The organism is Gordonia sp. 135 (genome assembly GCF_009720185.1).
GTDB classification, from domain to species: Bacteria; Actinomycetota; Actinomycetes; order Mycobacteriales; family Mycobacteriaceae; genus Gordonia; species Gordonia alkanivorans.
Map to the genome: position 1 here is coordinate 2,753,379 of NZ_CP046257.1, position 13,625 is coordinate 2,767,003.

Here is a 13,625-nt window from a genome sequence, read left to right on the forward strand (position 1 = left end):
CGAGACTATTCGCCCTCGGTGTGCTCGAGCAGGTCGGAGTGGATCTCGCGCATCGCGATCGACAGCGGCTTCTCCTGGAGGCCCGGCTCGACCAGCGGGCCGACGTACTCGAGGATGCCGTCGCCGAGCTGGTTGTAGTAGTCGTTGATCTGGCGGGCACGCTTGGCCGCGTAGATGACGAGGGCGTACTTCGACGAGGCGCGCTCGAGGAGATCGTCGATCGGCGGATTGGTGATACCCAGCGGCGTGTCGTATGCCGGTGCGTCGGCGATCTCGGTGATGTCGAAATTGGTCGGGGTGGTCACACAAACTCCTGCGTCGAGGTCTGGGATGTCAGAGAGGCTGGTCAGGTCGCGGGCGCGGTGGCCTGCTCAGGTCCGACCAGCAAGGATACCAAGTCGGAGGCCGCTCGGTCGACTTCGCTGTTCACGATGACGTGGTCGAACTCGTCTTTGGCGGCCATCTCGACCTTCGCGGTGGCCAGCCGGCGCTCGATCGCCTCGGGACTCTCGGTGCCGCGGCCGGTCAGCCGGGCGACCAGTTCGTCCCAGCTCGGCGGCGCGAGGAAGACGGTGGTCGCCTCGGGCAGTCGGGTGACGACGTTGCGCGCACCGACGAGGTCGACCTCCACCAGAACGGGCTTGCCGGCCTCCAGAGCCGCGAGGACGGGCGCGAGCGGTGTACCCGATCGCTGCAGGCCACCGTGGATCTCAGCCCACTCCAGGAGCTCGTCACCGGCGATCATCTTGTCGAAGTCCTCGGCGGACACGAAGTAGTAGTCGCGGCCGTCGACCTCACCGGGGCGCGGTGCGCGGGTGGTCGCCGAGACGCTGAAGTACAGGTCGGGCAACGCGGCGCGCACCTTGGCGACCACGGTGGACTTGCCGACGGCCGAGGGGCCGACCAAGACAATCAGTCGACCCCTCGTGCGTGCGGCTCCCGCGGTATCCGGCCGGTTGGTCACCGCCGGTCCCACGAGCTCATCACGCTGCCGTGTTCGGTTGCGATGCTCACGCTCAGGAGCTGAACTTCTCGAGCAGAGCCTTGCGCTGACGGTCGCCGAGACCGCGCAGGCGGCGGGTCGGGGCGATCTCCAGCTCGGTCATGATCTCCTGAGCCTTGACCTTGCCGACCTTGGGAAGGGCCTCGAGCAGTGCCGAGACCTTCATCTTGCCCAGGATCTCGTCGTTCTCGGCATCCTTGAGCACCTGCTGGAGATCGGTGCCACCGCGCTTCAGGCGCTCCTTGAGCTCCGCGCGGACGCGACGAGCGGCAGCTGCCTTCTCCAACGCAGCGGCGCGCTGCTCGTCAGTCAACTGGGGAAGGGCCACGGGTTCCTCCGTCTTTCGTTCTTGATTGGGACTGTCATCGTCCGCCCTGAGGCGTCCGACGGCTGTTGCCACACTGGCGGCGCTGCGTCGTCTTCGCAACGATGCGGTCGGGTGGGGTACCCGTCCGGCACCACCGATTGTTGGCGGCGAATGCGACCGTACCGACGTGAGCAGGCATTTGCGAGCGCGACCCCCCGTTTTCGCGGTGTTTTCTCATGTTGTAGTGCACTGCAGCAGTCCGCTCCGGCCCTTCAACCCTTCACTCAGTGTTGCAGCGCTCTGACTACGGGTTTTACCAGGAACCTGCAGGTCACGGCGATGACGCCATCCGCGCAGGTCGGTAGCAATGCGAAAGACACGCGATCGCGTGATTCACTTGCTGAGACGGATGTGACTGGAGTGATGTGACCAGATTCGTCCGGAATTCGATCGCGTTTCGAGCGTGTCGCGCGCTTCCCCGGCGTAGCGCCGGGCCCGCGTCGTCTCAGCCCAGCGCGGCCTCGACCTCGTCGCGCGCCTGCATGAACGCGTCCCGTAGAGCGGCGACGTCGGGACCTGCCCGCAGCACGCCACGCGAGCTCGCCGGCAACACCCAGGCCGGGTCGGCATCGTCGAAGACCACCTTCAGGTCCTCGGCGGTGGCGCCCTGAGCACCCAGGCCGGGTGCCAGGATGGGGCCGTTCAGGCCGGCGAGGTCGAGTCCGTGTTCGCGGGTCGCGCCCACGACGAGACCCACGGTGGCCGTGCCGTCGGCGTTCTCGGCCGCAGCGGCGTCGACGATGGACTGGGCTACCGTCCGCTCCCCTGCCATCGCCTTCTGCACGTCGCCGCCCTCCGGGTTCGAGGTTCGTGCCAGGACGAACACGCCGCGCTTCCCCGCACGAGCCAGATCCAGTGCGGGACGCAGTGATTCGTACCCGAGGTAGGGCGAGGCGGTCACCGAGTCGGCGCAGAGCGGCGAGGCGTCGGCCAACCAGGCCTGCGCGTAGGCAGACATGGTCGAGCCGATGTCACCGCGCTTGGCGTCGGCGATCACCAGGGCACCCGCCTCGCGGCAACCCGCGACGACCCGTTCGAGCACCGCGAAACCCGCGGCGCCGAACGGCTCGAAGAAGGCCACCTGCGGCTTGATCACCGCCGCCGACGGGGCCAGCGCCTCGACGCAGATGTCGGCGAAGCGCGACAACCCGTCGACGGACACGTCCAGACCCCAGTCGGTCAGCAGCGCCGCGTGCGGGTCGATGCCCGCGCACAGGCGTCCGCGTTCGGCCGTCACCTGCCGGTAGCGGGCGCCGAAACCGGACGCCCCCATCATGCCGACACCACCGTCATGACCGGCCGGCCATGTCCGCGTGGCGTCGCTGGATCGAGCGCACCGCGACGTCGCCGTTGATCGCGGCCTCGATGCCCTGGACCGCGGCGCTGGCACCCTGCACCGTGGTGATGCACGGGATGTTGACCGAGACTGCCGCACTGCGGATCTCGTACCCGTCGACGCGCGGGCCGGAGTTGCCGTACGGGGTGTTGATCACCATGGTGACCTCACCGGCGCGGATGATGTCCACAACCGTGCGCTGTCCCTCGGCGGCCTCGAAGTGCTTGAGCACGGTCTCACACTTGATGCCGTTGCGGCGCAGCACATCCGCGGTGCCCTCGGTCGCCAGGATCTCGAAGCCGAGATCGGCGAGGTGCTTGACCGGGAAGATCAGCGCCCGCTTGTCCTTGTTGGCAACCGAGACGAAGATCTTGCCGCTGGTCGGCAGCGAACCGTACGCGGCGGTCTGCGACTTCGCGAACGCGCGACCGAAGTCGGCGTCGATGCCCATGACCTCACCGGTCGACTTCATCTCGGGGCTGAGCAGGTTGTCGACACCGCTGCCGTCGTGGCGACGGAACCGGTTGAACGGCAGGACCGCTTCCTTCACCGAGATCGGCGCGGTCGCGGGAGCCTCGCCGCCGTCGCCGGTCTTCGGCAGGATGCCCTGCTCGCGCAGTTCGGCGATCGACGAGCCGAGCATCACGCGGGCGCAGGCCTTGGCCAGCGGCACCGCGGTCGCCTTGGAGACGAACGGGACCGTACGGCTCGCGCGCGGATTCGCCTCCAGCACATAGAGGACGTCGTCCTTGAGCGCGTACTGCACGTTGAGCAGGCCCTTCACGCCGATGCCCTTGGCGAGCGCCTCGGTGGAGGTGCGGACCATCTCCAGGTCGGCGCGGCCGAGGGTGACCGGCGGCAGCGCACACGCGGAGTCGCCGGAGTGGATACCGGCCTCCTCGATGTGCTCCATCACGCCGCCGATGTAGACCTCGTCGCCGTCACACAGGGCGTCGACGTCGATCTCCACCGCGTCCTCGAGGAAGCGGTCCACCAGCACCGGGTGGTCGGGGGTCAGTTCGGTGGCACGAGAGATGTAGTCCTCCAGGGACTTCTCGTCGTACACGATCTCCATGCCGCGGCCGCCCAGGACGTACGACGGACGCACCAGCACCGGGTAGCCGATGCGGGCGGCGGTGTCGCGGGCTTCGGCGAAGCTGGTCGCGGTACCGAATGCCGGAGCCGGGAGGCCGGCCCCGGTGAGTACCTTGCCGAACTCGCCACGATCCTCGGCGAGGTCGATGGCGGCCGGGCTGGTGCCGACGATCGGGACACCCGCCTCCTCGAGGCGGCGTGCGAGACCCAGCGGGGTCTGGCCGCCGAGCTGCACGATGACGCCGGCCACGGTGCCCGACTGGGATTCGGCGTAGTAGACCTCGAGCACGTCCTCGAAGGTCAGCGGCTCGAAGTACAGACGATCCGCGGTGTCGTAGTCGGTAGAGACGGTCTCCGGGTTGCAGTTGACCATCACGGTCTCGTACCCGGCCTCGCTCAGGGTGAGCGCGGCGTGGACACACGAGTAGTCGAACTCGATGCCCTGACCGATGCGGTTGGGGCCCGAACCGAGGATGAGCACCTTCGGCCGATCCGGCTGCGGTGCGATCTCGCTGGTCGCCGCGGGATCGAGCTCATAGGTCGAGTAGTGGTACGGCGTCTTCGCCTCGAACTCGGCCGCACAGGTGTCGACGGTCTTGAAGACCGGGCGCACACCGAGCGACAGACGATGCGCGCGCACGGCGGCCTCGTCCTCGAACTCCGGACGGAGGGCAGCGATCTGACGGTCGGAGAAGCCGTTCGACTTCGCCTCGCGCAGCAGCGCCTCGTCGAGGGTGTCGGCGTCGCGGATCTCCGCACCGAGCGCGGCGATGCCGCCGATCTCGGCCAGGAACCACGGGTCGATCGCGGTGGCCTCGTAGAGCTGCTCGATCGTGGCGCCGGCGTCGAAGGCCAGCATCAGCTTGTACAGACGCCCGTCCTTCGGCGTCCTGATCTCCTCGAGCAGCGCGGGCAGATCGACGGTCTTGGGGTCGGGCCGGTCGGCCTCCACCCAGAAGCCACCGGCCTTGGTCTCCAGCGAACGCATGACCTTGCCGAGCGCCTCGGCGAAACTGCGGCCGAGACTCATGGCCTCGCCCACCGACTTCATCGTGGTGGTCAGCGTGTCGTCGGCGCCCGGGAACTTCTCGAACGCGAACCGCGGCGCCTTGACCACGACGTAGTCGAGCGTGGGCTCGAAACAGGCCGGGGTCTCCTTGGTGATGTCGTTGACGATCTCGTCGAGGCTGTAGCCGATGGCCAGCTTCGCGGCGATCTTGGCGATCGGGAAGCCGGTCGCCTTCGACGCCAGCGCCGACGACCGCGACACGCGCGGGTTCATCTCGATGACGACGAGACGGCCGTCGCGCGGGTCCTGGGCGAACTGGATGTTGCAGCCGCCGGTGTCGACGCCGACCTCGCGCAGGATGTCGATCGAGAGGTCGCGCATGATCTGGTACTCGCGGTCGGTGAGGGTCATCGCCGGGGCGACGGTCACCGAGTCGCCGGTGTGCACGCCGACCGGGTCGAGGTTCTCGATGGAGCAGACGACCACGACGTTGTCGCGGTTGTCGCGCATCAGCTCGAGTTCGTATTCCTTCCAGCCGAGGATCGACTCCTCGATGAGGACGTTGGCGGTCGGCGAGGCGGCGAGTCCGCCGCCGGCGATGCGGTCGAGGTCCTCGTCGTTGTAGGCCATGCCCGAACCGAGGCCGCCCATGGTGAACGACGGGCGCACGACGACCGGGAAGCCGAGCTCGGCGACGGTCTCGCGGACCTCGTCCATGGTGTGGCAGACGCGGGAACGGGCGCTCTCGCCGCCGACCTTCTCCACGATGTCCTTGAACATCTGGCGGTCCTCGCCGCGCTGGATGGCGTCGAAGTCGGCGCCGATCAGCTCGATGCCGTACTTCTCCAGCGAGCCGCGATCGTGCAGTGCGACCGCGGTGTTCAGCGCGGTCTGCCCGCCGAGGGTGGCGAGCACCGCGTCGATGGGATGACCGGCGTCGCGCTCGGCCTCGATCACCTTCTCGACGAACTCGGCGGTGATGGGCTCGATGTAGGTGGCGTCGGCGAACTCCGGGTCGGTCATGATCGTCGCCGGGTTGGAGTTCACCAGGCTGACGCGCAGGCCCTCGGCCTTGAGCACGCGACAGGCCTGGGTGCCCGAGTAGTCGAATTCACAGGCCTGGCCGATGACGATCGGGCCGGAGCCGATGACCAGGACGTGGTTGATGTCTTCGCGGCGCGACATCAGGCACTCGCTCCTTGCGCACGGTCACCCTCGAGCAGGGTGACGAATTTGTCGAACAGATACGCGGCGTCGTGGGGCCCGGCGGCCGCCTCCGGGTGGTACTGCACGGAGAAGGCGCGGCCGGAGAGCAGCTCGAGACCCTCCACGGTGCCGTCGTTGGCGCAGACGTGGCTGACCCGCGCGCGGCCGAAGTCGGAGTCGAACTCCTCCCCCGCCTCACCCTCGAGTGCGAAGCCGTGGTTCTGCGAGGTGATCGAGACCTTGCCGGTTGCGTGGTCGACAACCGGGATGTTGATGCCCCGGTGCCCGAACTTCATCTTGTAGGTGGACCGGCCGAGGGCCCGGCCCAGGATCTGGTTGCCGAAGCAGATGCCGAACAGCGGCAGATCCCGGCCGAGAACGCCGCGGGTGAGCTCGACGACGTCGTCGGCGGTCGCCGGGTCACCGGGGCCGTTCGACAGGAAGACACCGTCTGGCTTGAGGTCGGCGATCGCGTCGAGGGCGACGTTCGCCGGCAGCACATGGGTGCGGACGTCGCGCTCGGCGAACATGCGCGGGGTGTTGGTCTTGATCCCGAGGTCGATGGCCGCGACGGTGAACCGGTGCTGGCCGACCGGCTCGACGATGTAGCCGTCGGTGGTGGTGACCTCGTCGGCGAGCTTGGCGCCCTTCATGTCCGGCTGGTTGCGCACCCGGCCGACGAGTTCGTCGGTGTCGGCCAGTGCCGGTCCGGAGAAGATGCCGGCCTTCATAGAGCCGTGGTCGCGGAGGATGCGGACCACGGTGCGGGTGTCGATCCCGCCGATGCCGACGATCCCCTGTTTGACGAGTTCGTCCTCGAGGGAGGTGGTGGCGCGCCAGTTCGAGACGCGACGCGTGGGATTGCGCACCGCGTATCCGGCCACCCAGATCTTGCCGGAGTCGCCGTCGACCCCGGTGCTGCCCGCGCTGCCGGTGCTCTCGCCGTCCTCGGTGTTCCAGCCGGTGTTGCCGATCTGCGGCGCGGTGGCCACGACGATCTGCCGGTGGTAGCTCGGGTCGGTCAGGGTCTCCTGGTAGCCGGTCATCGCGGTGCAGAACACCGCTTCACCGAGGGTCTCGCCCACTGCGCCGAAGCTCCGGCCGGTGAACACCTGGCCGTTCTCCAGCACCAAGACCGCTGTGTTCATTCCTGTGTCCCCTGTCCACTGTCATGCTGCCCGGCAAAGGCATTCACCCAACCGGGATAGATCGATTTGTCGTCTGCGCGGATTCCCGAGTCGATCTCGGTGCCGCTGGGCAGGACCCACCGGATCACCAGGACACCGTCGGCGCTCATGACCTTGCCCGCGATGCCGCGCTCGGTGCGGACCGCCGTGATCGCCTCACGCGGAATCCAGATGTCGCTTGCACCCTGACGGGTGATCAGGATGCCCGCGGCGAACTCGGCGATCGTCGCCGACGCGCGATCGGAGATGTCCCCGACGGCGACGCGGTTCTGCCAACTCGGTGCCATCGTGGAACCGAGGTAGAGGCCGGTGTCGGGGCCGCGCTGCTCCGCCCCGAGATCGGCCGGGGTGGGCGGAAGTTCGCCGATCAGCTCGGCCTGCGCCGCCTGCTTCTTCTTGTTGCCGGTGATCAGCAGGTAGAACATCGACAGCAGGCCGAGCACGATGAGCACGCACACGCCGATGAACCACGCGTTGAACACGAACCTGCCGTAGCCGAGCACGGTGCCGATCACCGAGGCGACCACGACGAGCACGAGGATGCCGGGGATGAGGCCGCGCCGGGCCCGGAGGTTCATCGGGTCACCCGGCCCTCGCGGGTGGTGACCACGCCGCGCAGGACGGTGGCGGTGATGCTCGCCGGCATCGTCATCTCCTCGAACGGGGTGTTGCGCGACAGGCTGGCCAGTTCGTCGCCGCGGACCACCCACGAGGAGTCCGGGTCGACGACGGTGAGGTTGGCCGGCTCACCAACCTCGATCGGGCGGCCCTGATCGGTCAACTCGACGATCTGCGCGGGCCGTACGCTCATCACCCGTGCGACGCCGCGCCAGTCGAGGAGTCCCGGCTTGACCAAGGTCTCGACGACGATCGGCAGGGCGGTCTGCAGCCCGAGCATGCCCGGCTTGGCCTGGGCGAACTCGCAGCACTTCTCCTGCGCGGCGTGCGGCGCATGGTCGGTGGCCACACAGTCGACGATCCCATCGGCCAACGCCCGACGCAGGGCTTCGGTGTCGCGAACCTCGCGCAGCGGCGGATTGACCTTGTTGACCGGGTCGTAGGTTTCGAGTCTCGAGTCGTCGAGGAGCAGGTGATGCGGGGTCACCTCGGCGGTGATCGCGATCCCCTGGTCCTTGGCCCAGCGCAGCAGCTCGACGGTACCCTCGGTCGAGGCGTGGCAGATGTGGATGCGGGCGCCGGCGTCGCGGGCGAGCAGCGCGTCGCGGATGACGATCGACTCCTCGGCGGCACGCGGCCAGCCGGCGAGGCCCAGGCGGGACGCGGTGGGGCCCTCGTTGGCGACGGCACCGACGGTCAGGCGCGGCTCCTCGGCGTGCTGCGCGATGAGCACACCGAGTCCGGTCGCGTACTCCAGGGCGCGGCGCATGAGCAGCGGGTCGTCGACGCACTTGCCGTCGTCGCTGAACATCCGGACGCCCGCGGCGCCGGCGTTCATCATGCCCATCTCGGCGAGCTGGCGGCCCTCGAGTCCGACGGTGACCGCACCCACCGGGTAGACGTCGACGAGGCCGACCTCGCGGCCGGAGCGCCATACGTTGTCGGTGACGGTCGAGTTGTCGGCGACCGGGCTGGTGTTGGCCATCGCGAAGACCGCGGTGTACCCGCCCAGGGCGGCGGCCTCGGAGCCGGACCGGATGGTCTCGGTGTCCTCGCGGCCGGGTTCGCGCAGATGCGTGTGGAGGTCGACGAAACCGGGCAGCAGCACCCCGCCCTTGCCCTCGATGCGCTCGGCGCCCGCGGGTGCGGACAGTTCGGGGCCGATCTCGGTGATCACGCCGTCGACGACGAGAACGTCGACCGGCTCACCTTCGCCGTAGGGGCGAACATCACCGAGCAGGACGGTTCCGGTTGCCGGGGCGGTCACTTGCGAACTCCTGACGTGCTGGGGGTGGGCGTACTCGGTGTCACAGCTGGGCTCCCGCCGAATCGGAGCCGACGAGGAGGCGGAAGAGCACCGCCATGCGGACGTGCACGCCGTTGCGGACCTGGTCGAGGACGGTGGCCTTCGGCGAGTCGGCGACCGACCAGCCGATCTCCATGCCGCGCAGCATCGGGCCGGGGTGCAGGACCACCGCGTCGTCGGAGAGCATCGCCAGGCGGCGGTCGTTGAGACCGAAGCGAACCGCGTACTCGCGGGGGCTCGGGAAGAAGCCGCCGTTCATCCGCTCGGCCTGCACGCGCAGCATCATCACCGCGTCGACGGCGGGCAGTTCGGCGTCGAGGTTGCCCGAGACGGTGACCGGCCACTCGCCCACTCCCGCCGGGAGCAGGGTCGGCGGGGCGACGAGGACGACCTCGGCACCGAGGGTCGACAGCAGGTGCGCGTTGGACCGCGCGACGCGCGAGTGCACGACGTCGCCGACGATCGCGATGCGACGCCCGTCCAGCGACCCGAGCCGCTGGCGCAGGGTGAGCGCGTCGAGCAGGGCCTGCGTCGGATGTTCGTGCGTGCCATCACCGGCATTGATGATCGCCGGGCCCTCACCGTCGGAATCGGTGGTCCAGTCGGCGATCTGGGCGGGCGCACCCGACGCGGGGTGGCGGACGATCAGCGCGTCGGCGCCGGCGGCGTGCAGGGTCCTGACCGTGTCCCGCAGCGATTCGCCTTTGCCCACCGAGGAACTCGACGCGCTGACGTTGATGACGTCGGCGCTCATCCACTTGCCGGCGACCTCGAAGGAGACGCGGGTGCGGGTCGAGTTCTCGTAGAACACCGTCATGACGGTCCGGCCGCGCAGCGTCGGGAGCTTGCGGACCTCGCGGCCCGTCAGTGCCTGCTCGAAGCGCTCGGCGTCATCGAGGAGCGCGGTGGCCTCGTCGCGGCCGAGATCCTGCGTGGAGAGCAGATGCCGCATCACGAATCACCCTCGGCGGCAACGACATCGGCGCCGGAACTCAGGACGACCTGGTCGATCCCGTCGTGTTCGGTGAGGTGAACCGACACCTGCTCGTCTCGAGCGGTGGGGATGTTCTTGCCGACATAGTCGGCGCGCAGCGGCAATTCGCGGTGGCCGCGATCCACCAGCACCGCGAGCTGAACCGCGGCGGGGCGACCGAGATCACGCAGCGCGTCGAGCGCGGCGCGGACCGTGCGTCCGGAGTAGAGCACGTCGTCGACGAGGATCACGATCGCGCCGTCGACGCCACCGGCCGGGACCATTGTCCGTTCGAGTGGGCGATGGGGCTTGCCGCGCAGATCGTCGCGGTAGAGGGTGATGTCGAGGTAGCCGACCGGCACCTCGACATTGGCGAACTCGCCGATCTTGGAACCCAGGCGGGTCGCGAGAGACGTTCCGCGAGTGGGAATTCCGATGAGAACGACGCGCGGGGCGTCGGGCGAGTCCAGTGCTGTCTTCTCGATAACCTGGTGTGCGACACGAGCAATCGTGCGCGACACGTCAGCGGCATCGAGCAGCACCCTGGGGGCGGGGCTGGCCAAAGCCGACCTCCTTCTCCGCCTCGCAGGACGGATCGTTAAAGGATGTCTGTCTCGCGACACTTTACACCGCGTGGCGAGACAGACGAATTCCCGCGACCTGCGCCACAGCAAGCGGTCCCGGTCGCGAACACGACCGGGACCGATGACATGAGATCTTCGGTACTACTCGGCGTCACCCGACGGCCGCGGCTCGGCCGACGCGGCGGCACGGACCTGCGGCGCGAGCTCGGCGATCTTGGCGAGCACACCGTTGACGAAGGCCGGCGAATCATCGGTGGACAGCTCCTTGGCGAGCTCCACCGCCTCGTCGACCACCACGATGGTGTCGACGTCGAGCGAGTTGAACAGCTCCCAGGTCGCCAGGCGCATGATGGCGCGGTCGACGGCGGGCAGACGCTCCAGCGTCCACTCCCGCAGATAGGAGGAGATGACCGCGTCGATCTGGTTCTGATCGTCGGCGAGTCCGTTGATCACCGTGGCGGTGTAGTCGTGGATCGAGCCGACGCTCTCGTCGCTGCGGACGTACTCACGGCGTTCGGCGACGAGCTGCGCAGGGCTGACCTTCTTTGCCTCGGCTTCGAAGAGAAGGTCGACCGCGCGCCGCCGCGCCTTGTGTCGGGTTCCGGGTTGTTTCACAGCTCAGGAGTTGACGCGGCCGAGGTAGCTGCCGTCACGCGAGTCGACCTTGAGCTTGTCACCGGTGTTGATGAACAGGGGCACCTGGATCTCGGCGCCGGTCTCCAGTGTGGCGGGCTTGGTGCCACCGGTGGAGCGGTCACCCTGCAGACCCGGGTCGGTCTGGGCGACGATGAGCTCGACGGTGACCGGGAGCTCCACGAACAGCGGGTTGCCCTCGTTGAGCGAGACCTGCACGGTCATGTTCTCGAGCAGGAAGCGTGCGCCGTCGCCGACGACGGCCGGCGGCAGCGCGAACTGCTCGTAGTCCTGTGCGTCCATGAAGACGTAGTCGGTGCCGTCGTTGTACAGGAAGGTCATGTCCCGACGGTCGACGGTGGCGGTCTCGACCTTGACGCCGGCGTTGAAGGTCTTGTCGACGGTCTTGCCGCTCAGCACGTTCTTGATCTTGGTGCGCACGAACGCGGGGCCCTTGCCCGGCTTGACGTGCTGGAACTCCTGGATCTGCCAGAGCTGGTCGTCCATGCGCAGCACGAGGCCGTTCTTGAAATCGGCGGTGGTCGCCATGTGGTGTTTCTTCCCTTGCAGTCAGATGACGGTGAATGTCTTGTCGGTGGTGGTCAACAGTTCCGGGTCGCCTTGTGTGACGACCAGGGTGTCCTCGATCCTGACCCCACCCCATCCGGGTAGGTACACACCGGGCTCCACGGTGACCGCAGCACCGCATGGCAGTGTACCCGCCGCGAGTTTGCCGATTCCCGGCGCTTCGTGGATCTCGAGACCCACGCCGTGGCCCAGTCCGTGCACATAGTGGTCGCCGTGCCCCGCATCGTCGATGACGTCGCGTGCGGCGGCGTCCACCTCTCGCAGCTCGGCACCCGGGCGCAGTGCCGACCGCCCGGCGGCCTGCGCGGTGGCGACGAGGTCGTAGATGTCGCGCTGCCAATCCGCCGCGCGGCGCAACACGAAGGTGCGGGTCATGTCGGAGTGGTACCCGCCGACGACCGCGCCGAAGTCGATCTTCACCAGATCGCCGTCGGCCAGCGCGGTGTGTGTGGGCCGGTGATGCGGGATCGCCGAATGCGCACCGGCGGCGACGATGGTCTCGAAGGCGATGCCGTCGGCGCCGAGGCGGTACATCTCGAACTCCAGCGCGCGGGCGGCCTGACGTTCGGTGGTTCCGGCACGCAGGACGCCGTCGGCGATGATCCGGGCCAGGGCGGCGTCACCGATCGCGCACGCGGCGCGCAGCAGCGCGATCTCCCCCGCGTCCTTGACGGCCCGCAGGCCCTGCACGACGCCGGTGAGGCCGACCAGTTCGACACCGGAGTCCTCGATCGACGCGGTCAGCGCCCGATGGCCGGCGACGGTCTCGGCGTCGGCCTCGAAGCCGATGCGGGTGACACCAGCGGTGCGCGCGTGTGCGACCAGCGCCGGGACGCACGCGCGTTCGATGACGGGCTCGACGTCGGGGACCTGCGCGGCGACCTGGGTGAGGTAGCGGCCGTCGGTGGCGATCCGGTCCTCCGCGGGGTCGGACACGTCGATGAGGACCGCCGCGTTGGACCCGGTGAAACCGGTCAGGTAGCGGACGTTGACGAGGTCGGAGACCACGAACGCCGACACCTGCTCGGCGTCCGCGCGTTCACGCAATTGGTTCCGCAGCCGGTCTCGCCGGCCTGCTGTGTCGTGGATGATCGGCACCCGGGCAACGCTACGGTGGGACGTCGCACAGTGCGACCCCGGCACGCTGGACCGCCCGGATCGACCGGGTGTGTCGGCGATCACGGCACGGATGCGTAGTATGACGCGCATGTCTTCGTGGTTGGTACGCGGTCTGACGATGACCGCCGTTCACGTCCTCGCCCGAATCCTGCTCGGTGTCGCGGTGGTCGAGGCCCCGCTGAACTCCACCGTGTGGCGCACCGTCACCATCGCGGCGGTCGTCCTGATCGCCCTGGTCTGGGGCGGTTTCGACGGTATCCGTGATGCCCGCGCCAATCCCGATCCGGACGACTACGAGGACCTCACCGTCCGCTGGCTGAAGGCCGGTGTCATGGCCGGTGTCATCGCCGGACTCATCTCCTGGATCCTCGGCAACACGGTCCTCGCCGGCATCGGCCAGGCCGGTCTGTTCGTCGAGCTGATCGCCGGCGCCTCGTTCACCGCCCTGCTGGTGTTCGTCCCGGCCTTCGTCGGCGCAGCCATCGGCCGCTGGCTGATCCGCCGCGACCAGAACAAGCACGCCCCCGAGGACGACTGGTCGGCCCACGAGGACCGTCACGCCGACGCGACCGCGCAGTAGAGCCGGTTCGCTCGTTTCTGG

The 13,625-nt window shown here is 68.5% G+C and carries 14 protein-coding genes; 1 reads left to right on the top strand and 13 read right to left on the bottom strand.

What is annotated here, in order from left to right; translation table 11 throughout:
• Window positions 1–5 precede the first annotated feature (5 nt).
• The 13 genes from rpoZ to GKZ92_RS12425 all read right to left on the bottom strand — a co-directional run bounded on the left by rpoZ (window position 6) and on the right by GKZ92_RS12425 (window position 13,003).
• Window positions 6–305, bottom strand: a complete 300-nt coding sequence (rpoZ, locus tag GKZ92_RS12365) for a DNA-directed RNA polymerase subunit omega (protein ID WP_006357204.1) — start codon at window positions 303–305, stop codon at window positions 6–8.
• 41 nt (window positions 306–346) lie between these two features.
• A complete protein-coding gene (gmk, locus tag GKZ92_RS12370) occupies window positions 347–976 on the bottom strand; it encodes a guanylate kinase (protein ID WP_006357203.1) in 630 nt (209 codons plus the stop codon).
• 40 nt (window positions 977–1,016) lie between these two features.
• The gene (gene mihF, locus GKZ92_RS12375; RefSeq protein ID WP_004021989.1) at window positions 1,017–1,331 is read right to left on the bottom strand and encodes an integration host factor, actinobacterial type; all 315 of its coding nucleotides are present in this window, start codon (window positions 1,329–1,331) and stop codon (window positions 1,017–1,019) included.
• A 484-nt stretch (window positions 1,332–1,815) separates the two neighbouring features.
• Window positions 1,816–2,646: an orotidine-5'-phosphate decarboxylase gene (gene pyrF, locus GKZ92_RS12380; protein WP_042378402.1), complete on the bottom strand. Its 831-nt coding sequence runs from the start codon at window positions 2,644–2,646 to the stop codon at window positions 1,816–1,818.
• 13 nt (window positions 2,647–2,659) lie between these two features.
• Complete coding sequence (gene carB, locus GKZ92_RS12385) at window positions 2,660–5,995, bottom strand: carbamoyl-phosphate synthase large subunit (protein WP_155225309.1); 3,336 nt, start codon at window positions 5,993–5,995, stop codon at window positions 2,660–2,662.
• The gene (gene carA / locus GKZ92_RS12390) at window positions 5,995–7,164 is read right to left on the bottom strand and encodes a glutamine-hydrolyzing carbamoyl-phosphate synthase small subunit (protein ID WP_155225310.1); all 1,170 of its coding nucleotides are present in this window, start codon (window positions 7,162–7,164) and stop codon (window positions 5,995–5,997) included. The genes carB and carA overlap by 1 nt, the downstream gene beginning before the upstream one ends.
• A complete protein-coding gene (locus GKZ92_RS12395) occupies window positions 7,161–7,781 on the bottom strand; it encodes a PH-like domain-containing protein (RefSeq protein ID WP_006357199.1) in 621 nt (206 codons plus the stop codon). The genes carA and GKZ92_RS12395 overlap by 4 nt, the downstream gene beginning before the upstream one ends.
• The gene (locus GKZ92_RS12400) at window positions 7,778–9,088 is read right to left on the bottom strand and encodes a dihydroorotase (RefSeq protein WP_155225311.1); all 1,311 of its coding nucleotides are present in this window, start codon (window positions 9,086–9,088) and stop codon (window positions 7,778–7,780) included. Before GKZ92_RS12400 ends, GKZ92_RS12395 begins: the two co-directional genes overlap by 4 nt.
• A 40-nt stretch (window positions 9,089–9,128) precedes the next feature.
• Window positions 9,129–10,079: an aspartate carbamoyltransferase catalytic subunit gene (locus tag GKZ92_RS12405; RefSeq protein WP_155225312.1), complete on the bottom strand. Its 951-nt coding sequence runs from the start codon at window positions 10,077–10,079 to the stop codon at window positions 9,129–9,131.
• Entirely contained in the window at window positions 10,079–10,663 is a 585-nt protein-coding gene (pyrR, locus tag GKZ92_RS12410) for a bifunctional pyr operon transcriptional regulator/uracil phosphoribosyltransferase PyrR (protein ID WP_006357196.1), read from the bottom strand. Before pyrR ends, GKZ92_RS12405 begins: the two co-directional genes overlap by 1 nt.
• A 162-nt stretch (window positions 10,664–10,825) precedes the next feature.
• Window positions 10,826–11,299: a transcription antitermination factor NusB gene (gene nusB, locus GKZ92_RS12415; RefSeq protein ID WP_035751481.1), complete on the bottom strand. Its 474-nt coding sequence runs from the start codon at window positions 11,297–11,299 to the stop codon at window positions 10,826–10,828.
• A 3-nt stretch (window positions 11,300–11,302) separates the two neighbouring features.
• The gene (efp, locus tag GKZ92_RS12420; protein WP_035751479.1) at window positions 11,303–11,866 is read right to left on the bottom strand and encodes an elongation factor P; all 564 of its coding nucleotides are present in this window, start codon (window positions 11,864–11,866) and stop codon (window positions 11,303–11,305) included.
• Between the two features lie 21 nt (window positions 11,867–11,887).
• Window positions 11,888–13,003: a M24 family metallopeptidase gene (locus GKZ92_RS12425; RefSeq protein ID WP_042378404.1), complete on the bottom strand. Its 1,116-nt coding sequence runs from the start codon at window positions 13,001–13,003 to the stop codon at window positions 11,888–11,890.
• 109 nt (window positions 13,004–13,112) lie between these two features.
• Between GKZ92_RS12425 and GKZ92_RS12430 the strand changes: the two genes are divergently transcribed.
• Window positions 13,113–13,604 carry a B-4DMT family transporter gene (locus tag GKZ92_RS12430; RefSeq protein ID WP_035751690.1) on the top strand — a complete coding sequence of 164 codons (492 nt, stop codon included), beginning with the start codon at window positions 13,113–13,115 and terminating at the stop codon, window positions 13,602–13,604.
• The last annotated feature ends 21 nt before the right edge of the window (window positions 13,605–13,625 follow it).